Here is a 19641-nt window from a genome sequence, read left to right on the forward strand (position 1 = left end):
CTACAAAAAAAAGCTGACAAGACTTTTTCGACTTATCAGCGTAATCTTTTACTTATTTTTGCTACACATCACTATTTTGCACTAGTAAATTCAACGCCTGAAGGCTCTTTTTCGAGTGCAACCTTCAATACCTCATCGATCCATTGAACTGGAATTACCTTTAAGTCAGCAATAACATTGTCCGGAATGTCTTCCAGATCACGTTCATTGTCCTTTGGAATGAGAACCGTTTTTATGCCGCCACGATGTGCTGCTAAGAGCTTCTCTTTCAGACCACCGATAGGTAGAACTTCACCACGTAGAGTAATTTCACCTGTCATGCCCACTTCCGCCTTTACTGGGTTACCCGTTAAGCTAGAAACTAGCGCAGTACACATTGCAATACCGGCACTTGGACCATCTTTCGGTGTTGCACCTTCTGGTACATGTACGTGGATATCACGTTTTTCATAAAAATCTGAGTTGATACCCAGTTTCTCTGCACGTGAACGTACTACCGTCATTGCCGCTTGGATAGACTCTTTCATGACATCACCAAGAGAACCAGTTTGTGTCAGCTTTCCTTTACCCGGCATCGCTTCCGTTTCGATCGTTAAAAGGTCACCGCCAACTTGCGTCCAAGCTAGACCTGTTACTTGACCGATACGGTTGCTGTCGTCCGCTTTCCCGAAATCATGACGTTGAACGCCTAGATATTCTTTAAGGTTATCCATCGTTACTGTGACGGATTTCAGGCTCGTATCCAGCAAGATATTCTTCACTGCTTTACGGCAGATCTTAGAAATTTCACGCTCTAGACTACGCACACCCGCTTCACGCGTGTAGTAACGAATAATGCCGATAATCGCTGAGTCTTCGATCGTGATTTCATTTGGCTTCAAACCATTACGTTTCACTTGCTTCTCAACAAGGTGACGCTTCGCGATGTTCAGTTTCTCGTCTTCTGTGTAGCCAGATAGACGAATCACTTCCATACGGTCTAGTAGCGGCCCGGGAATGTCCATCGAGTTCGACGTTGCCACGAACATCACATCAGATAGGTCATAATCAACTTCTAAATAGTGATCGTTAAACGCATTGTTTTGTTCCGGATCCAGAACTTCAAGCAGAGCTGAAGATGGATCGCCACGCATATCTGAAGACATCTTGTCGATTTCATCTAAAAGGAACAGTGGATTTTTCACACCAACTTTCGACATCTTCTGGATCAACTTACCCGGCATAGAACCAATATAAGTACGACGGTGGCCTCGAATTTCAGCCTCATCACGTACGCCGCCCAATGCCATACGCGTATATTTACGACCTGTAGCCGCAGCGATGGAGCGTCCTAAAGAAGTTTTACCGACACCTGGAGGACCGACCAAACATAAAATAGGTCCTTTAAGTTTGTTAATACGGTTTTGAACTGCAAGATACTCAAGAATTCGCTCTTTCACACGCTCAAGACCATAATGGTCTTCGTTTAAGATTTCTTCCGCTTTTGCGAGATTCTTCTTAACCTTAGAACGCTTATTCCAAGGAACTCCAACCATCCAGTCGATGTAGCCACGAACCACGGTAGCTTCAGCAGACATCGGAGACATCATTTTAAGCTTTTGTAGCTCTTGTTCAGTCTTCTCACGAGCTTCTTGTGGCATTTTTGAGTCTTCGATCTTTTGCTTCAGAACTTCGAACTCATCTACACCATCTTCGCTTTCACCCAGTTCTTTCTGAATCGCCTTCATCTGCTCATTCAGGTAGTATTCGCGCTGAGATTTTTCCATTTGCTTTTTCACGCGACCACGAATACGTTTTTCGACTTGAAGCAGATCGATTTCTGACTCCATTTGCCCCATCAGAAATTCAAGACGCTCTGTCACATCAAGTAGTTGCAAAACTTTCTGCTTGTCCGCCAGTTTAAGCGGCATGTGAGCAGCGATGGTATCGGCTAAGCGGGCGGCTTCATCAATACCGTTTAGTGAGGTCAGTACTTCTGGTGGGATCTTCTTATTAAGCTTAATGAAACCTTCAAACTGGTTGATGGCACTGCGAACAATCACTTCTTGCTCACGTTCATCAAGTTCAGATGTCACTAAGTACTCAGCGTCAGCGACAAAAAAGTCGTTGTCGATAAATTGATGAATCTTTGCTCGTTGTTGACCTTCTACCAACACCTTTACGGTACCATCAGGTAACTTTAACAACTGTAGTATCGTCGCTATGGTACCAACTTCGAATAGATCGTCTTTTGATGGCTCATCGGTATCCGCTTGCTTTTGTGCCACAAGCAGTACTTGTTTGTTGTTATCCATCGCAGCTTCAAGGCAAGCAATGGATTTTTCTCGGCCAACAAACAAAGGAATTACCATGTGCGGGTAAACGACTACATCTCTTAGAGGTAGTACAGGGATCTCGATACGTTCGGAACGTTCCAAGTTCATATTATTCTCTCTTCCGCTTAGTCTTATGAGCAGTATATGGGGGCTAATTAGTTGGATTCAATGGAAGAATAAAAAAAAGGAGGTATTTGATACCTCCTTTACAATTTGATGTGAAATTAAGATTCAGCGCCTGCGGCTTGGTTGTCTGTATTGCTGTAAATCAGCAATGGTTCCGATTCACCATTGATCACTGATTCATCAATAACCACTTTACTTACATCGGTGGTTGATGGCAGCTCATACATAGTTTCAAGCAACACACCTTCAAGAATTGAACGAAGGCCACGAGCTCCTGTCTTACGTTCCATTGCTTTTTTAGCAATGGCGCGTAAAGCGTCTTCACGGAACTCAAGTTCAGCATCTTCTAATTCAAATAGTGCAGCATACTGTTTGGTCAGTGCATTCTTTGGTTCGCAAAGAATTTGAATCAATGCGTCTTCATCCAGTTCGGTCAAAGTGGTAGTCACAGGAAGACGACCAATGAACTCTGGAATCAAACCGTATTTCACTAAGTCTTCAGGTTCCACTTTCTGGAATAGATCGCTGAGTGATTTTGACTCATCTTTTGAGCGTACTTCGGCACCAAAACCGATACCAGTACCCGTTGCAACACGTTGCTCGATAACTTTATCGAGACCGGCAAATGCACCACCACAAATGAACAAGATCTTAGAAGTATCGACTTGTAAGAATTCTTGTTGTGGATGCTTACGACCACCTTGTGGCGGAACCGATGCAACCGTACCTTCAATAAGTTTCAACAATGCTTGCTGTACACCTTCACCCGACACGTCTCGAGTGATAGATGGGTTTTCTGCTTTACGAGAAATCTTGTCGATTTCATCGATGTACACAATACCGCGCTCGGCTTTCGCTACGTCGTAGTCACATTTTTGCAGAAGCTTTTGAATGATGTTTTCAACATCTTCACCCACATAACCAGCTTCGGTTAGTGTGGTAGCATCCGCCATTGTGAATGGTACATCGAGGAAACGAGCGAGGGTCTCTGCCAGAAGTGTTTTACCACTACCTGTTGGACCAATTAGCAGGATATTACTTTTACCAAGCTCTACCCCTTCACTCGTTGTGTCTCCATTTCGTAAACGCTTATAGTGGTTATAAACGGCAACCGCTAGCACTTTCTTTGCGTAATCTTGGCCAATCACATAATCGTCAAGATGTTCACGAATTTCTTTAGGCGTTGGCAACGCTTCAGATTGTTTTTTCGGCAGAACATCTTTGATTTCTTCGCGAATAATGTCGTTACATAAGTCGACACATTCATCACAAATGTATACGGAAGGACCGGCGATTAGCTTGCGAACTTCGTGCTGGCTTTTACCGCAGAAAGAGCAGTAAAGAAGTTTACTACTACCGCTCTCTTTGCTTTTATCAGTCATTCGCTAACCTCTTAGCCTTTACTATCTATGATTTGAGTGTATATCAATTTAAACCGAATTGCGCTAAACAATTTGGCTCAGATCATTCACCGCGATGTGTTAAAACCGCGTCCACTAAACCATATTCTACTGCTTGATCGGCAGACATAAAGTTGTCGCGATCAGTATCTCTTTCAATGATTTCCAGAGGCTGCCCCGTGTGTTCAGCCAGCAACTTATTCAGCTTCTGTTTAATTGTCAGAATTTCTTGCGCATGGATCTGAATATCAGATGCCTGACCTTGGAAACCACCGAGAGGTTGGTGGATCATCACACGTGAATTTGGTAATACATAACGTTTACCTGGTGCACCACCTGCTAATAGGAATGCGCCCATTGAACACGCTTGGCCCATACACACTGTGCTCACATTTGGTTTGATAAACTGCATTGTGTCGTAGATAGACATACCTGCTGTTACGCTACCACCTGGCGAGTTAATGTATAGGAAGATGTCTTTGTCTGGATTTTCAGACTCAAGGAAAAGCAGCTGAGCAACGACAAGGTTTGCCATGTGGTCTTCTACTTGACCGGTTAAGAAAATCACACGCTCTTTTAGCAAACGAGAGTAAATATCGTAAGAACGTTCACCACGGGAAGTTTGTTCCACCACCATGGGTACTAGCGCGTCTAAAATTGGCGACATTGCATTTTTTTCTTGGTAGCTCATATTCTTATATCCCTAAAATAAATGGCCCGGATGATGTGTATCATACGGACCATTGTTAGCAGAATAGTTAACGGTTAGTCAACTTTTCTACGCAAGATATTGCTTATTGAGCAGCAGGTTGGTTCATTAGCTCGTTGAAGCTAACGTCTTTTTCAGTAACCTGTGCTTTAGCGATGATCGCGTCGATAGCTTGCTCTTCTAGAGCAACGTTACGCATGTTGTTCATCATCTGTTCGTTTTGCTCGTAGTAAGCAACAACTTCTGATGGATCTTCGTAAGCAGTTGCCATCTCTTCGATAAGTGCTTTCACTTTGTCTTCATCAGCTTTTAGCTCTTCAGACTTGATCACTTCACCTAGTAGAAGACCAACCATTACACGACGTTTTGCTTGCTCTTCGAACAATTCACGTGGTAGTTGAGCTGCTGCTTCTGGGTTACCACCGAAACGTTGAGCTGCTTGCTGACGTAGTGTACCGATTTCTTGATCGATAAGTGCAGCAGGAACATCGATGTCGTTTTCTTTAACTAGACCGTCAATCGCTTGCTCTTTGATGCGGTTTTTAACAGCTTGCTTAAGTTCGCGTTCCATGTTCTTACGAACTTCAGCTTTAAGTGCGTCAACACCGCCTTCTGCAACACCAAACTTAGCAACGAACTCATCGTTAATTTCTGGAAGTTCACGAGCTTCTACTTTGTTTACTTTGATAGCAAACTTAGCCGCTTTACCTTTTAGGTTTTCAGCGTGGTAATCTTCTGGGAAAGTTACGTCGATTTCAAATTCCATACCAGCAGTCTTACCTGCGATACCGTCTTCAAAACCAGGGATCATGCGGCCAGCACCCATCTCTAGAGGGAAGTTCTCAGCTTTACCGCCTTCAAACTCTTCACCGTCGATAGAGCCAACGAAGTCGATAGTTGCACGCTTACCAGCTTCTGCTGCTTCTTCAACTTCAGCCCAAGATGCTTGTTGTTTACGTAGCGTTTCGATCATCTCTTCTACGTCTGCATCTTTTACTTCAGTCAGTGGTTTTTCAACTGCGATAGTTTCAAGACCTTTTAGTTCAACTTCTGGGTAAACTTCAAAAGTCGCGTTGAAAACAAGGTCTTCACCTTCTTTGTTTTCTACTGGTGCAAATGTAGGTGCGCCAGCTGGGTTGATTTTTTCTTTAACGATCGCTTCGATGAAGTGGCGTTGCATTACTTCACCTAGAACGTCTTGACGTACTGCTTTGCCGTACATCTTCGCAACCATTTTTAGAGGCACTTTACCTTTACGGAAACCATCGAAACGACGGTTTTTTGCGATGTTGCGTAGTTCCGCTGTTACAGCATCTTCGATGTTAGCAGCAGGAACAGTAATGTTTAGACGGCGCTCTAGGCCTTCTAGCGTTTCAACAGTAACTTGCATTGTTCTTTAACCTCAAAACTGGCTCAGCGAAGCTGAGCATATGGGTCACGCATAATTCGCGTAACCACATCCTTATTCGTACTCCAAGAGCACCTATATAAATAGAGAATCGATAGTTGATGATTCAGCTATCGTACTAATTAGCGATATCTTTATTCACCCTAATTGGGTTCAAAGGTATCTCCGATTAGTCTCAGGATAAAAATTTAGACGCAGCATTCTAACGGCCAAGCTCTAAGCTGTCGAGCCGAACCAAGATATAGGGTGCGTAAACTCCTAAATTCTCACTTAACTGCTACTAAAACGAGCAATTAAGCTGGCAATGTTCACAGAAATGGGGACATTAATCTGTTTTTCAAGAGAAACTAGGCTTTTTTTTAAATTAAAAACTAAAAAGAGATCTAAGTCCTGTTTTGTCGCGCAATTTCGTAATCTTTTTAAACACCTTTGTAACAAAAAAACTTACCCTATGAAGGTAGATTTTGATACAACGGAAGGACCAGTATAGTGACATTTCGCCGGGCTCGTTTTTATCTCCTGACGCTGTATCTCCTGTTCTTGGTGCTTGGTTGTCACTTCTATTGGAGCTATCAGTTTCAGTCGTTATTGGATGAACATCAAGCGCAGTTGGATCGTTTTGCCAGCCATATTTCAGCCAAGCTCGATAAGTACGCCCACCTTCCTCAGTTACTGTCAAAAGATAAAGAGCTTGTCCAAGCATTGCTTGATGCCAATAACCCAGCACAAATCGAGATCACCAATCGCTATTTGCAGCAAGTCAACAATGTCATACAAGCCGCAGATACCTACTTGCTAGACAATATCGGCACCACCATTGCAACAAGCAATTGGAACCTGCCACGCTCTTTCATTTCACGAAACTTTGCTTGGCGTCCTTATTTTGCAAATGCTATCACGGGCAAGGCAAGCCAATACTACGCGCTCGGCTCGACATCGGGACAACGTGGGTATTACTACTCCTACCCCGTAATTTACGCGGCGGAGATCATTGGTGTCATCGTCATAAAAATGGATCTTTCCGCAATAGAAGAGAATTGGAAAAGTAAGCAAAGTTACTTTGTGGCAACCGACCCACTGAATGTGATTTTTATGTCGAGTAACAGTCAATGGTTATTTAAAAGCTTAACCACATTAAATGAGGCCGAGCGAAACACCATTCTCAACAGCCGCCAATACCTCGACAAACCAATACGCTCTCTTGGCCTTGTTGGTGATCTATCCAAACCAGTTACTGAGTTAATCAACCCTTACCAAGGTTGGTTAAATGGAGATTTCATCATTTCGACACGTCCACTTCCCGCCTTGCAGCTTAATATCCGTGTGCTCACCCCCAAGATGCATTTGTTTTGGGCAACAGCTGGCTTTGCTTTGGTACTCAGCATGGTGTTTGTCATTGGCTACTTGGTGATGTTGTTGCTACACCATCGACAGCTCAAACAACGACAGTTTGAACAATTGCAGTCCGAAGCAAAGCAGAAGCTCGAGTTTCTCGTCATGGAACGCACCGCTGAGTTACAAGCGCAAGTACATGAACGAACCAAAACCGAACATGCTTTGCGACAAACCCAAGATGAACTCATCCAAGCAGCCAAGCTGGCAATTCTTGGGCAAATGTCCGCTAGCATCAGTCACGAGCTGAATAATCCACTCGCGGCCATTCGTAGCTTTGCGGATAATGGTCGTCGCTTTCTTAACCGTGACAAGTTTGACCGTGTTGATGAAAACCTCGAACGGATTTCTAAGCTAACCGACAGAATGGCTAAAATCAGCGATCAATTAAAATCATTCGCACGTAAATCTGAGTCCAGCGAACGTCATTTGGTTACTATTGGGACGGTGTTAAGATCAGCAGAAGAGTTGCTTGCACCACAAATTAAATCCAGCCGCGTGCAATTTACACTCGCCCCCTACCCTAATGATATTCAAGTAGAGGTTAACCCGATTCAGTTAGAGCAAGTGGTCATTAACCTCGTAAACAATGCGCTGCAAGCCGTAGCTGAACAAATTGAACGTGTTGTTATTGTGAGTTGTGATGTCGAAGCATCCCTTGTTTTGATCCATATTGATGATAATGGCCCCGGGATTGCCAAAGAGAAAATAGAAAGATTGTTTGAACCTTTCTATACCACCAAGAAGAATGGACTTGGTTTGGGCCTCTCGATCTCACAACAAATTTTACAAGCCATGAACGGCGATTTAAGTGTGAGTCACAACCCAATGGGTGGTGCTCGATTTACCTTAACACTGCCAAGAAAGGACGCATGATGTACGACGTTTTTTTTATTGATGATGAAAGCGATATCCGCACAGCAATCGCACAAAGTTTCGAATTAGAAGAGATTAATGCCTGTTTTTTTGCGGATGCTGAACAAGCATTATTGGCAATCAAACAACATGGCATGCCCAAGGTAGTCATCAGCGATATTTGTTTACCCGGTATTTCTGGTGAAAACCTACTCTCTTCAATTTTGCATCAAGACGGTGAAGTTCCGGTTATTTTGATCACAGGTCATGGTGATATCTCCATGGCAGTCAATGCGCTGCGCAGTGGCGCGTATGACTTTATTGAAAAACCCTTTGCCATTGAGCGCTTGATCGACACGACCAATCGTGCCCTAGAAAAGCGTGAACTGACTTTAGAAAACCAAGCGCTGAAACGTAATTTAAAAGCAAGCCAGACACTCGGCCCTAGAATCATTGGAGATACTCCCGCTATTCAAAATCTGCGTGAAACCGTCGCCCATATTGCAGATACCCACGCAGATATTTTGCTATTTGGTGAAACGGGTACGGGTAAAGAGCTGTTCGCACGTTCTATCCACGAGCAAAGTCAACGTCGAGAAAAAAACTTTGTCGCGATTAATTGTGGTGCCGTTGCCGAAAACCTGATTGAAAGTGAATTATTTGGACACGAGAAAGGGGCATTTACCGGCGCTGATAAAAAACGGGTGGGTAAGTTTGAGCACGCTCATGGAGGCACACTTTTTCTGGATGAAATCGAATCCATGCCACTTCAAGCTCAAATTCGCTTACTTAGGGTTCTGCAAGAGCGCGTGATTGAACGTGTTGGCTCAAATGAACTGATTCCAATTGATATCCGAGTGATCGCCGCAACCAAAGTCGATCTCAAACAAGCTTCAGCCGAAGGAACATTTAGAGAAGATCTGTATTACCGGCTAAATATCGTCACCCTTGACCTACCACCGCTCAGGGCACGAAAAGAAGACATTGCAACCCTATTCCACCACTTCCTTTTAGTCGCCGCCGCACGTTACGGTAAAACCGCCCCCGCTTTGCCAGAAAGCGCCCTTCAACAACTTCTTAGGCACGATTGGCCCGGTAATGTGAGAGAGCTAAGAAACACAGCCGAACGATTTGTATTGCTAGGTAAGCTGATCCAAGAAGATGGTGTAAGTAATGCCGATGATGTACAGCGCGGATTAGCAGAGTTAGTTGCGGAGTATGAAAGAAGCTTAATCGAACAAGCGCTGAATGATACCGGTGGCAGCATCAAAATTACGATGGAAAAACTACAGCTTGCGAGAAAGACACTCTACGACAAAATGCAACGCTACGAGCTCGATAAGAATGACTTTAAAAACGATAGTTAAGGCACTGAATCAGTGCCTTAGCATGACATCAAGTTGATCGACAACTTCTGCCCAGTCGGCATCATCTTCAATTGCTTCTTTTAAAAATGCCGCTTGTGATGCGCTCCAGAAAAACGCTTCATGCAGCGCCGTGCCAACCACTAAACCATTATGGTGTTCAACGAAATCTCGAATTTCATCATCACTACTACCCAATCCAAGTTGGCTAAACAGTTCCGGAATCGTATGCGGTTGAATTTCCATACTGTGCCCTCCCACCTCTTTGAGCGTTCACTTTTATAGTCTAGTTGGTATTTTTCTGGTGCGGATAATTAAAAAAGGGCACATCTTGTGCCCTTAAAATTACTCCGGCGAAAACAGGTTAGAAGTTGTATTCCATGCTGATCCCCCAGTTACGCCCAGCTTGGGTATCGAAATCATCCAGCCCTTCGTCTTCACCTTTCAGATCTTTGTACAACCAGTACTTTTCATCAAAGACGTTGAAGAGCCCCGCACGCAGCGTCATATCCTGCATTGGACGATAGTAAGCGGTCAGATCGACGATGTTATACGAAGGCGCGTCAATATTGTCTTCATCTTGCCACTCGTCTTTCTTCGCTACCCACTTGTAGTTCAACAATGCACCATACTTTTCACTGTTAGCCGTGTAGCCAATGCCTATATTAGCGGTGAACGGTGCTACCGAGTCTAATTGGTGACCCGTTTTTTTATCTTTGCCTTTGGCATAAGCAAGACTTAAACGACTATAGATACCTTGGGGCCCTAATACTGTTGTTGCAAACTCCGCCCCATAAATTTCGGCTTCATCAAGGTTTTCCATCGTGATGACATCTTTGTCTGCTTCTTCACCAATCTTGTCACTGGTGATGAAGTTCTTATAGTCGTTATAAAACGCACTCACTTCATACTGCAGACGTTGGTTTTCACCCCGGAAACCGAGCTCATAAGACAAGCTTTCTTCCGCTTCAAGATCAGGATTACCTTCAAAAATGGCACCTTCACTGTAGTGGTAGTACAAGTCGTACACCGTTGGCGCTTTAAAACCTTGGCTGATTTGTGCATATGGGCTGAATAGATCTGCAGCGTGATAAACTATGCCAAGACGACCAGTCAACGCATCATTCTTGTTTCCTTGATGATCGATATCATAACCATCCGAGGTTTCAGGAGACGTTTTAAAAGCGTCATATCGCAAACCAGCAGACAGGACTAATGTTTCATCAAGTAGGAAGAGCTGATCTTGTACAAAGATCCCCCACTGGCGCACATCCGCATTAGGCAACCCGGTACTGCCCGGTTTCACCTGACCATCAGGAACCCCAGCTTGACCACTTGCAATAAAGTAATCGGTATTCTTTAAAGAGAATTTATTTTCAAGATAGCTGACACCATATGTGATCTGATGATAATACGTATCCGCCGCAGCGATTTTATTAAACTGAGCATCAAACTGAATCGAGTCATCACTGGAGATACGTTGGCGATTACGACGACGATCGTTATACGCAGGCATCATCGGAGGCCTACCAGCGAAATTGGTTGTGTCGTAATTGTCTGAATGGCTTTCGGTCTGCTGATAACTGAGTTTCCACAGCAACTCATCAGCAACCACTGTATTCATGGTCCATTCATGTTCGAAGCCAATACGCATTCTGGTATTGTTATCTTTTGCCGATGAGTCGGAATAAACAAACGTCGGCATGATTTCATAGCCTTCTTCGGAAGCTAAGAACGAATCATACTGGTAATCATAATATTCAAATGTTAAGCCAAGTCGGTGGGCTTCGTTAGCTTGATAGAAAGCTTTTATCAACCCATTGTATAGCGTTGAATCCGCGGGATCCGCTGCACCGCGATCCGGCCCCAGAATATTCGCCCCATCCCCATGCGTCTGATACTCATTGCCATCCGCATACGTGAGCATGGTAATGGTTTCCCAATCGCCCTGACGCATCGCCCAAGTTAGCGTATTCTTAAACTCGTTATTGACTGAGGCATAGCTGGTTTTGATGCCAAAGCGATGTTCGTCTCCTTCTGTTACCAAAACATCATCCGGATTCTTGGTACGGAACAACACAACACCACCCAATGCATCTGAGCCATACAGGCTGGACGATGGCCCCTTATTCACTTCCACTGCGACCAGAGTATCGGTTTCAATCGTGTTAGGGAATTTGCGTTGCTGGCTTGCGCCTGGGTTATAAGGCACAGGTTGTTGCACCCCATCCACCATAACTTTAACCCGACTGTCTTCCATACCACGGATATTAAAACCAGAGACGCCAAAGCGTCCACTACCTTGAGCATCAACGCCCGGCGTGTATTTCAATGTGTCTTTTAGCGTTGAAGTCATGGTCTCATCCAACTGCTTGCGATCGACAACCGCAACAGAAGAAGAGATATCTTCCTTATCTTGTTCAATCCGCGTTGCGGAAACGACAACTTCATCAAACGAGTAGACTTCTTCAGCAATGGCAGGAGCGGCGAGCACAGCACCAACAACCAGAGCTAATTGTGTTTGCTTAATCATGAATGTATCCATTTCAATAAGGTAAGTTACACTCGGCTATAATGATTGATGTTTGAGTGAACTTAGTTCTTCGTGTAGTTATTGCTTCAAACGTGCTTTCTCTGCTTTTACATGCCCTTCTGTCAGATGGACAAAATCAAGCAAATCATTCCCAGAAACTTCAAACGCCTGCCCAAACCCTTTCACGTAACGTCCGGATTCAGGAACCAACCGATACAAATTGAAATCACCAAGCTGGCTCAGGTTGTCAACAATGTCTCCAAAGCGTGCTTTTAGTGAAGCCACGCCACGAGACCACGCGTGTTCCTCTTTGTTTACTAATTCCGCATGCGTATCAAACGTTAAGCGCTTGCGAGCATAGACTTGCTTGCATTCACTTTCATCTTCAATCATCAAAATGGAAACATTGCGGTTGGTTTTAAGATTTTTGCCATGTGCAGCAAGATCACTCACTAGGATGTAATAGGCTTGGCTATCAAAAGCGAAAGGCGCATAAGTTGCATTAGGCGTACCGTCTGAACTGATTGTCGCCAGTTGCAACGTTTGTCTGGAATCACGAAACGCTTGGATCTCAGGTTCTAAACGGTTTTGTAGGCGCTCACGGCGGATTTCTTCACGCTCTGCTAGTGGCTCTTGTTGTACTTTTGTTGGCTGACTTTGATCCTTCATGCGGCAAACTCCGTTTTCATCTGCGTAAATGCCTCCACTTGTTCCGCGAGTAGTTGACGCTTTTTGTCTCGTCCTACATACACCTTAAAGACACAATCACCTTCACCATTGAAAAAGCCAATGTAATGACTTTCCATGCCGCGAAACGGTTTGCTGACAAAGGCAATATGCTGAACTAAATCTAAGCGAAGGTGACCATGGAGCTCACCTTCCTTCCCCATCAAGTTGTAATAACCATGAGCTAATTTGCCTTTTGGAAAGCGGGCTTTGCTTTCAAAGATGGAACCAAACGAGTGAACAATCGTGGTTACGTTGCCCCATTCTGGTAACTGCTCCAAAATGGTTTGCGCATGTTCTCCGGATACGCGAGTGACCATCTCATCAGGCAGGGCAAAAGTAATCGCGCCTTCAGATAGTCCCAGTTGGTGTGACATCTCTGAAACAGGTGTTGCGGTATCCTTGGCAAGGGCTTCATTCACTTTATGTTTTACTTCTGTTTCAGAACAAGTGGTGTACATGTTTTCTCCAATGACTTCGTGTTTACTTAAGCGACATCAGCCACTGCTGTCGCTTGACTTTGAATAACTTTGATAGCGTTACTGGCGAGATTGACAGACCAAAACTGGCCAGCGAGTGTGAGTTCAACGGCTTGTGGAGTAATGTTGACTAAACCACGCGTTTGCCAAGCTTTGAAAAGTGGCATCAACGCATCAAACCATTCACCGAAATGGTGTTTGAGCAAAACACCCTGATCAAAAGCGGCCTTAAGGTTATTATGAATCGCAGCATTTTGATCGGCACGAAACGCCATCGCAGCGGGAATGAGGGTTTGGTCAATCGCTTCAATATATGACGTCATATCTCGATACTGCATCGTGCTGATGCCGTTAAAGTGACCTCCCGCACCTGCCCCTATCGGCAGCACCTCTGCATTAGTTTTTGCCAAACTATTGTAGATGCTGCGCTCCCGATTCCCTGATGCCCAATGATTGACGCTAAGCCTTCTTTGATGATGCTCAGCCATATACGCCACACCCATTTCAAACATGGTAGCTTTGGTGGCGGTGTCTGCTGGGTTGGGAAGTTTCCCTTGTTCGATCAGGCGAGCCATCGGCAGGTTTTGCAGCTCAAGCAATTGGTATAGATCAACACCATCTACGCCTGACTCCAGATAAAAAGCCAAGTCACGCTGCCAGAGTTCTAACGTTTGATGTGGCAAACCGTAAAGTAAATCGATCACAATGGGCGCGGCGTTATAACGCACCATTTTCTGCAAGGTCTCCATCACCACATCGCCATCGTCTAGACGTTTTGCGGCCCGACGCACCTTGGTATCAAAACTTTGAACACCAAGAGAGAAACGGTTAAATCCACCTTCTAATGCGGATTCAAATTTTGCTTCATCAAATCGATTGACTCGCCCTTCAAGGGTAATTTCACAGTCAGGTGTCAATGGGAAGTGATGATGTATCAAATCACCCAATTGCTGAATTTGTTCAGCGCTCAAATCAGTAGGGGTTCCCCCACCGACATACACCGCTTGAAATGGATGACTCTGCGTCCATGGATAAGCAGATTTTCGCTTGATCTCAGCAACCAATGCTTGAAAGTAATCAGCGATCAGTTTGTCACTTGAGGCGTATTGGAAGAAATTACAGTAGGTACAACGTACGCGGCAAAACGGAATATGAATATAAAGACAACGACTCCCTGACTGACCACGGCTGTGCAGAGCAGCGTCTATAGCCACTTGCGTTTTTTCAGGCGATATCGGCACCATCGCACCACCAGCATGTGGCCCTGTTTTAGCAGAAAACGCAAAACGCAGCGGATCAGGAGAGTCTCTCCCCACTATCTGCTCATCTGATACATCAAAAATCATTGGCTTCATAACTACCGCCTTATGCTCTTAACTTTAGGCTTGGCTTTTTAAATAAGCTCAAGCAATAAAAATTAAAAAAAGCATACGTTTATAAAATTGTTAATAAGAATATTGTTCGCTATAATACCGATCATCAATGATAATACAAATGATATTTGATCTCATTCTTATTTGATAGATAATAAGCATTGTTTGTCCTATGATTTCCTCAACACGGTAGCCCAAAATGGCAAAGTTTCGGTATCTTATCGCTGGCTTGATTGCATGCCTTATTCATGGCATTGCACTCTCTTATACGCCAGAAAAAAAAGCCATAAAGGTGTCCACCGAGCAAGGCAATCAATCATTACAAATTCAATTAATGACGCGCGTTATCCGTGAACCGAGTGTAGAAAAAACTGCCGTTGATAAACCGGAACTCCAAAAAGCACCCACCGAACCCGTGGTTACAAAACCAACGCCAAAAACAGCGCAGAATGCAAAAACACTTGATAAGAACAAAGCGGCAGTAAAGAAGGTTAAACCTTTGCCCACGAAACCTAAGGTCATCCCAACTAAACCCAAGGCTACCGTGCAAAAGGTCGCTAGCATAACGCCAGAAAAACCGTCGCCAATCACTGAAAAAAAACCACCTAAACCGAAAACTGAAACTCCGACACAAGCCGCAGCGGAGAGCCGAGCCCCCGTATTGGTTAACAAGCCAAAATTCAGCGCCCGCCCAACACCGGTGACGTATCCCAAGCTGGCACGTAAACAAGGGCTCGAAGGAAGAACAATGATAGAAGTCTGGTTAGATAAAGACGGAAAGCAGATAAAACGCAGAATCCTTCAATCCAGTGGGCATCGCGTACTCGATGAGCGCGCACTAAAAACCATCAAGCAATGGCAGTTCTCTCGGCAGGTTGAACAAGGACAAGCCATTGCCCATCGCGTACATATTCCAATTAATTTCCAATTACAGTAGTTACTACTATGCAAACTCTGAGCACTATACAAAACCAACTGGGCATGATGACATGGCCTTTGATCATCATGTCGTTTTTAACCATGGTTATCCTGATTGAGCGCACCATCTATATGCTGCTCAATAGCCGTACTCACACAACAGAAATCCTAAAACGAGTACATCAGCTTGATTTTTCCAATCCGAATCACGTCGATGCTTTTATCGAACAGAAACTTCAAGGAAAGCAACTGATCTTTCAATCAATGCGTATGTTGCTCAGCCACCGTCACTTTACCAAGCCTTTGCGAGAAGAAGCCGTTGGGATCTGGCTATTTAAAAAACGACAACAGTTTCGTTCTGGTATCCGCCTGCTTTCAATGATCGGGGTGATCAGCCCGTTAATAGGCTTGCTCGGGACCGTTTTGGGGTTAATGGAAATGTTTAAAGGCATCACTTCAACAGCTGGTGCTATTTCTCCAGCCACCTTGGCTGATGGACTTGGCCTTGCCATGACCACGACTGCAGCTGGCCTTATCATCGCACTTCCAGCCATTACCGGAGCGCAATTGCTCAGTATGTGGGTTGAGAAAACGCTGGCGAAGATTGAATACACTTTAAACCACAGCAATTTGCATATTGAAGGGATCTCTATCGATCCCTTTGCTGGCAATCCAAGCACGCATCGCGTGATCACCGACGAGGTGGTGTAATGATTCAGTCACACTCTCGTTTCAACGATGAAGAATTTAAACCCGATCTCACACCAATGATCGACATCATCTTTATCGTCATGGTCTTTCTACTGCTCACTGCAAACGTCAGCGTTCAAACGCTCAATATCGACATTCCCAAAACGGAAGAAGTCACTCAATTATCCAGACCGGACAAACCCGTGATTTCAATTGGGATCCTGCATGGCGAGGAACAAAAATGGGCACTCGACGGTCAGCGTTTCAGTCACTGGGATGCCTTTACTCAAGCACTTTTAACAGCTCGTAATGAAGCACCAGATAAACCGTTTGTGATCGCAGCAGATAAAAAAGCCGATGTGGAGTCCATGCTCAACTTACTTGCCTTTATGCAGAAACACCAAATTTCCGCCACCAATATTGTTATGGAAGAACAACGATGAAAACCCTTATTTGGGCACTTAGCCTACTCCTCTCATCGACAACAGTGCTTGCTCATCATGAAGCAACACATCAGAACCGCATTATTAGTGCTGGCTCCAGTATCACGGAACTACTCGTGGCACTTGGCGCCAAAGACCAACTCGTTGCGGTCGATGTCACCAGTAAAAAGTACAATGTCGATGATCAACTGCCTCAAGTGGGTTATCACCGCCAATTATCCGCTGAAGGGCTCATGGCACTCGCTCCAACACACCTTATCGGCTCGCATGAAATGGGGCCAGAAAGCACATTAACTTTGCTCAAGAATGGCGGCATTAACGTTGTTACTGTGCCATCAGGCGACACCGAACAAGATCTGTTTGCTCGCATTGATAAGATTGCGCAGATCACAGGCACAGAAACCAAAGCGAAGGCGCTCAAAAGCACGATACATCAAAAGCTGACAACCATGCAGTCACGTCATATTGAACAAGCACCCAAGGTCATGTTTGCCATGCTGACTAAAGGACGACCAGCAACCATTGCCGGTGATGAAACCACCATTGATACCATCATCAGTCTCGCCGGTGGCAACAACCCGGCTAGAACCGAAATGCGTTCCTACAAACCGGTTTCGCAAGAAGCCATCGTGGAGATGCAGCCCGACTATCTACTGGTCACCAAGCGAGCTTGGAATGCACTTGGAGGTAAGGAAGGCATTCTCAAAGAATTCCCACTTTTAGCAGCCACACCAGCCGCCAGCCAAAACCGTATTGTCGCCGTCAATGGCAGTGCCATCATTGGTGGCTTGGGGCTTGAGAGTTTGGAGTTAGTCGATGAGCTCTTTCAGAGTTTTACTCAAACATCAGCCCAATAGACAGGCTCTAAGATGACTGACGCGCGTATGCTTTCAGCCAAATCATTGTGTATTGTTGCCGCCATCGCTTTATACCTAGCCATGGTTGCTTCCATCAGTGTCGGACCGATGAACATCAGTTTTTGGGATAGCATGAAATCACTGATCCCTGCCAGCAGTGACGGATTGCCGGCCCATATCACCATGATCGTGCAACAAGTGCGCCTGCCGCGAACGTTGCTTGCCATTGCTGTGGGTGGGATTCTTGCAATCAGTGGAGCGGTGATGCAAGGGCTATTTCGCAACCCTTTGGCTGATCCGGGCATTATTGGTGTGTCTTCCGGGGCGGCATTAGGCGCTGCGATTGCCATTGTTCTGTTTGGCGAGCTTGCCGCTCAATACCCTAACCTCTTACTGTTTGGAACTGTCCCTATGTTCGCCTGTATTGGCGGCGCATTAACTACCTTTATCGTCTACCGACTTGGCACTGGAAGCACAGGCACCTCCGTGACAATGATGCTGCTTGCTGGCGTAGCGATTTCAGCATTAGCAGGCGCTGCCTTGGGCCTACTCAATTACTTTGCCGATGACCAAGCACTGCGCGATCTCTCTTTATGGACCATGGGATCATTAGCCGGTGCCAATCCCAAAGGCTTATGGCTTGCGTTTAGCACTTTACTGATATTATTTGTGGTGTATTACCGCGATGCCAATAAGCTCAATGCCATGCTACTTGGCGAAGCCGAAGCTCGTCATATGGGTATTAATGTTCAAGCACTAAAACGCAGGCTCATTATCCTTGCAGCCGCAAGTGTTGGGGTCACCGTCGCACTAAGTGGCATGATTGGTTTTATTGGTTTGATCGTGCCTCACTTGGCACGCATGATGATTGGGCCAAATTATAAATCGCTGTTGCCCGTGACTTTGCTGATGGGTGCACTATTACTTTTGATCGCCGATATGATGGCTCGGACTGTGGTTGCCCCATTGGATATGCCAGTGGGTATCGTTACTGCCTTGCTCGGTGCACCATTTTTCGTCTGGTTGCTGATCAAACAAAAAGGACACCTCTAATGTTTGCCGTATTTAATCAGACTAAGCAGAATCAACCTGAGCAAGAGATTTTATGTCAAGGCCAACAAACCGTTGCAATTCAGCAACTTTCAGTGTCTTTAGGTGGCCGAGATGTTTTACAAGATATCGACCTTACCCTAAACCGCAGCGAATTTACTGCATTGCTCGGCCCAAATGGCACAGGCAAAAGCACGTTGCTGAAAGCATTAACTGGAGAGCTTGCAGCACAGGGACAGTTCGAGGTGTTTGGCCAACCGCGTGACACTTGGCCAACCAGCACACTAGCAAAACATCTGGGGGTACTGCCCCAAAACAGTTCATTATCATTTAATTTTACCGCCAGAGAAGTAGTAGCACTTGGCGGTATTGGCCTCACCATGAGTAACACTGAACTTGCTCAGGTGGTGCAAGACTACATGACACGAACCGACGTGTTCCACTTAGCTCTACGCGCCTATCCCACTCTTTCGGGTGGTGAAAAACAACGTGTTCATTTCGCCCGAGTACTGACTCAGTTGCATCAAAGTGGCAGTAACAAAATCCTGCTACTGGATGAACCAACCTCGGCACTGGATATTCATCACCAGCACAGCACACTTGCTCTGGCCCGATCTTTAGCAAAAGCAGGCGCAACGGTTGTTGCCGTGTTGCATGATTTGAATCTGGCGGCACAATACGCAGACAGATTGGTGATTTTGAATCAAGGAAACATTGTCGCCGATGCCCCACCTGCATCAGCATTGCAGGTCGATATCATTGAACAGGTCTATCACCACAGAGTCGCGGTGATACCTCACCCAGAATATGGTCATCCCGTCGTCATAGCTTCTTAAACAAATCTAAAACCAGATTGAAAGAAATCCTCCCATGGGTTTCTTTCACACTTCTATCTTACAAGTCATTTATTTAAAACATGATAAGCAAAACTTATCATCAATATAAACTCTAATGATTAGTGATAAATCATTCAAATTAATAACCTATTCGCATACCAAATATG

The 19641-nt window shown here is 45.0% G+C and carries 17 protein-coding genes; 8 read left to right on the plus strand and 9 right to left on the minus strand.

The features are described 5' to 3' along the window. Positions 1 to 71: 71 nt before the first annotated feature. The 4 genes from lon to tig form a co-directional block, all read right to left on the minus strand. The gene (gene lon, locus ACQEXU_RS11810; RefSeq protein WP_427010960.1) at positions 72 to 2423 is read right to left on the minus strand and encodes an endopeptidase La; all 2352 of its coding nucleotides are present in this window, start codon (positions 2421 to 2423) and stop codon (positions 72 to 74) included. A gap of 116 nt (positions 2424 to 2539) precedes the next feature. Beyond that, the gene (clpX, locus tag ACQEXU_RS11815) at positions 2540 to 3823 is read right to left on the minus strand and encodes an ATP-dependent protease ATP-binding subunit ClpX (RefSeq protein WP_367988545.1); all 1284 of its coding nucleotides are present in this window, start codon (positions 3821 to 3823) and stop codon (positions 2540 to 2542) included. Between the two features lie 82 nt (positions 3824 to 3905). Continuing rightward, entirely contained in the window at positions 3906 to 4532 is a 627-nt protein-coding gene (gene clpP, locus ACQEXU_RS11820) for an ATP-dependent Clp endopeptidase proteolytic subunit ClpP (protein ID WP_367988544.1), read from the minus strand. Positions 4533 to 4635: 103 nt separating this feature from the next. After that, positions 4636 to 5940, minus strand: coding sequence for a trigger factor (gene tig / locus ACQEXU_RS11825; RefSeq protein WP_367988543.1), 1305 nt, complete (start codon positions 5938 to 5940; stop codon positions 4636 to 4638). A 504-nt stretch (positions 5941 to 6444) separates the two neighbouring features. Between tig and ACQEXU_RS11830 the strand changes: the two genes are divergently transcribed. Further along, the gene (locus tag ACQEXU_RS11830; protein ID WP_427010990.1) at positions 6445 to 8226 is read left to right on the plus strand and encodes a sensor histidine kinase; all 1782 of its coding nucleotides are present in this window, start codon (positions 6445 to 6447) and stop codon (positions 8224 to 8226) included. Beyond that, positions 8226 to 9572, plus strand: a complete 1347-nt coding sequence (locus ACQEXU_RS11835) for a sigma-54-dependent transcriptional regulator (RefSeq protein ID WP_367989150.1) — start codon at positions 8226 to 8228, stop codon at positions 9570 to 9572. Before ACQEXU_RS11830 ends, ACQEXU_RS11835 begins: the two co-directional genes overlap by 1 nt. A 9-nt stretch (positions 9573 to 9581) precedes the next feature. Here ACQEXU_RS11835 and ACQEXU_RS11840 read toward each other — a convergent pair whose 3' ends face one another. The 5 genes from ACQEXU_RS11840 to hutW all read right to left on the minus strand — a co-directional run bounded on the left by ACQEXU_RS11840 (position 9582) and on the right by hutW (position 14653). Then, positions 9582 to 9815, minus strand: coding sequence for a DUF2789 domain-containing protein (locus ACQEXU_RS11840; RefSeq protein WP_367988542.1), 234 nt, complete (start codon positions 9813 to 9815; stop codon positions 9582 to 9584). Between the two features lie 118 nt (positions 9816 to 9933). Next, complete coding sequence (locus tag ACQEXU_RS11845) at positions 9934 to 12102, minus strand: TonB-dependent hemoglobin/transferrin/lactoferrin family receptor (RefSeq protein WP_427010961.1); 2169 nt, start codon at positions 12100 to 12102, stop codon at positions 9934 to 9936. A 78-nt stretch (positions 12103 to 12180) separates the two neighbouring features. Next, a complete protein-coding gene (gene hutZ, locus ACQEXU_RS11850; RefSeq protein WP_427010962.1) occupies positions 12181 to 12771 on the minus strand; it encodes a heme utilization protein HutZ in 591 nt (196 codons plus the stop codon). Beyond that, complete coding sequence (gene hutX / locus ACQEXU_RS11855; RefSeq protein WP_427010963.1) at positions 12768 to 13289, minus strand: heme utilization cystosolic carrier protein HutX; 522 nt, start codon at positions 13287 to 13289, stop codon at positions 12768 to 12770. Before hutX ends, hutZ begins: the two co-directional genes overlap by 4 nt. Positions 13290 to 13315: 26 nt before the next feature. Next, complete coding sequence (hutW, locus tag ACQEXU_RS11860) at positions 13316 to 14653, minus strand: heme anaerobic degradation radical SAM methyltransferase ChuW/HutW (RefSeq protein ID WP_427010991.1); 1338 nt, start codon at positions 14651 to 14653, stop codon at positions 13316 to 13318. A gap of 226 nt (positions 14654 to 14879) precedes the next feature. On the opposite strand from hutW, the gene ACQEXU_RS11865 reads away from it, so the two are divergent. The 6 genes from ACQEXU_RS11865 to ACQEXU_RS11890 are packed head-to-tail and all read left to right on the plus strand — an operon-like array spanning position 14880 to position 19474. Continuing rightward, entirely contained in the window at positions 14880 to 15617 is a 738-nt protein-coding gene (locus ACQEXU_RS11865; RefSeq protein WP_427010964.1) for a TonB family protein, read from the plus strand. A gap of 8 nt (positions 15618 to 15625) precedes the next feature. Next, on the plus strand, positions 15626 to 16309 hold the full coding sequence (locus tag ACQEXU_RS11870; RefSeq protein WP_367988537.1) for a MotA/TolQ/ExbB proton channel family protein: 684 nt from the start codon (positions 15626 to 15628) through the stop codon (positions 16307 to 16309). Beyond that, positions 16309 to 16731 carry an ExbD/TolR family protein gene (locus ACQEXU_RS11875; protein WP_427010965.1) on the plus strand — a complete coding sequence of 141 codons (423 nt, stop codon included), beginning with the start codon at positions 16309 to 16311 and terminating at the stop codon, positions 16729 to 16731. Before ACQEXU_RS11870 ends, ACQEXU_RS11875 begins: the two co-directional genes overlap by 1 nt. Further along, positions 16728 to 17588 (plus strand): heme/hemin ABC transporter substrate-binding protein, encoded by an 861-nt coding sequence (locus tag ACQEXU_RS11880; RefSeq protein WP_427010966.1) that lies wholly within the window; start codon positions 16728 to 16730, stop codon positions 17586 to 17588. The genes ACQEXU_RS11875 and ACQEXU_RS11880 overlap by 4 nt, the downstream gene beginning before the upstream one ends. A 12-nt stretch (positions 17589 to 17600) precedes the next feature. Beyond that, positions 17601 to 18641 (plus strand): FecCD family ABC transporter permease, encoded by a 1041-nt coding sequence (locus ACQEXU_RS11885; protein WP_427010967.1) that lies wholly within the window; start codon positions 17601 to 17603, stop codon positions 18639 to 18641. After that, complete coding sequence (locus ACQEXU_RS11890; protein ID WP_427010968.1) at positions 18641 to 19474, plus strand: heme ABC transporter ATP-binding protein; 834 nt, start codon at positions 18641 to 18643, stop codon at positions 19472 to 19474. Before ACQEXU_RS11885 ends, ACQEXU_RS11890 begins: the two co-directional genes overlap by 1 nt. Positions 19475 to 19641: the final 167 nt, after the last annotated feature.

The organism is Vibrio sp. TRT 21S02, from assembly GCF_050113675.1.
Lineage (GTDB): Bacteria > Pseudomonadota > Gammaproteobacteria > Enterobacterales > Vibrionaceae > Vibrio.

What these genes read in the sequence shown, in the direction of transcription:
- ACQEXU_RS11885 (WP_427010967.1), top strand. Translation starts at nt 17,601, where the DNA reads ATGACTGACGCGCGTATGCTTTCAGCCAAATCATTGTGTATTGTTGCC.
- hutZ (WP_427010962.1), bottom strand. Translation starts at nt 12,771, where the DNA reads ATGAAGGATCAAAGTCAGCCAACAAAAGTACAACAAGAGCCACTAGCA.
- ACQEXU_RS11840 (WP_367988542.1), bottom strand. Translation starts at nt 9,815, where the DNA reads ATGGAAATTCAACCGCATACGATTCCGGAACTGTTTAGCCAACTTGGA.
- clpX (WP_367988545.1), bottom strand. Translation starts at nt 3,823, where the DNA reads ATGACTGATAAAAGCAAAGAGAGCGGTAGTAGTAAACTTCTTTACTGC.
- lon (WP_427010960.1), bottom strand. Translation starts at nt 2,423, where the DNA reads ATGAACTTGGAACGTTCCGAACGTATCGAGATCCCTGTACTACCTCTA.
- ACQEXU_RS11890 (WP_427010968.1), top strand. Translation starts at nt 18,641, where the DNA reads ATGTTTGCCGTATTTAATCAGACTAAGCAGAATCAACCTGAGCAAGAG.
- ACQEXU_RS11835 (WP_367989150.1), top strand. Translation starts at nt 8,226, where the DNA reads ATGTACGACGTTTTTTTTATTGATGATGAAAGCGATATCCGCACAGCA.
- ACQEXU_RS11875 (WP_427010965.1), top strand. Translation starts at nt 16,309, where the DNA reads ATGATTCAGTCACACTCTCGTTTCAACGATGAAGAATTTAAACCCGAT.
- tig (WP_367988543.1), bottom strand. Translation starts at nt 5,940, where the DNA reads ATGCAAGTTACTGTTGAAACGCTAGAAGGCCTAGAGCGCCGTCTAAAC.
- clpP (WP_367988544.1), bottom strand. Translation starts at nt 4,532, where the DNA reads ATGAGCTACCAAGAAAAAAATGCAATGTCGCCAATTTTAGACGCGCTA.
- hutX (WP_427010963.1), bottom strand. Translation starts at nt 13,289, where the DNA reads ATGTACACCACTTGTTCTGAAACAGAAGTAAAACATAAAGTGAATGAA.
- ACQEXU_RS11870 (WP_367988537.1), top strand. Translation starts at nt 15,626, where the DNA reads ATGCAAACTCTGAGCACTATACAAAACCAACTGGGCATGATGACATGG.
- ACQEXU_RS11880 (WP_427010966.1), top strand. Translation starts at nt 16,728, where the DNA reads ATGAAAACCCTTATTTGGGCACTTAGCCTACTCCTCTCATCGACAACA.
- hutW (WP_427010991.1), bottom strand. Translation starts at nt 14,653, where the DNA reads ATGATTTTTGATGTATCAGATGAGCAGATAGTGGGGAGAGACTCTCCT.
- ACQEXU_RS11845 (WP_427010961.1), bottom strand. Translation starts at nt 12,102, where the DNA reads ATGATTAAGCAAACACAATTAGCTCTGGTTGTTGGTGCTGTGCTCGCC.
- ACQEXU_RS11865 (WP_427010964.1), top strand. Translation starts at nt 14,880, where the DNA reads ATGGCAAAGTTTCGGTATCTTATCGCTGGCTTGATTGCATGCCTTATT.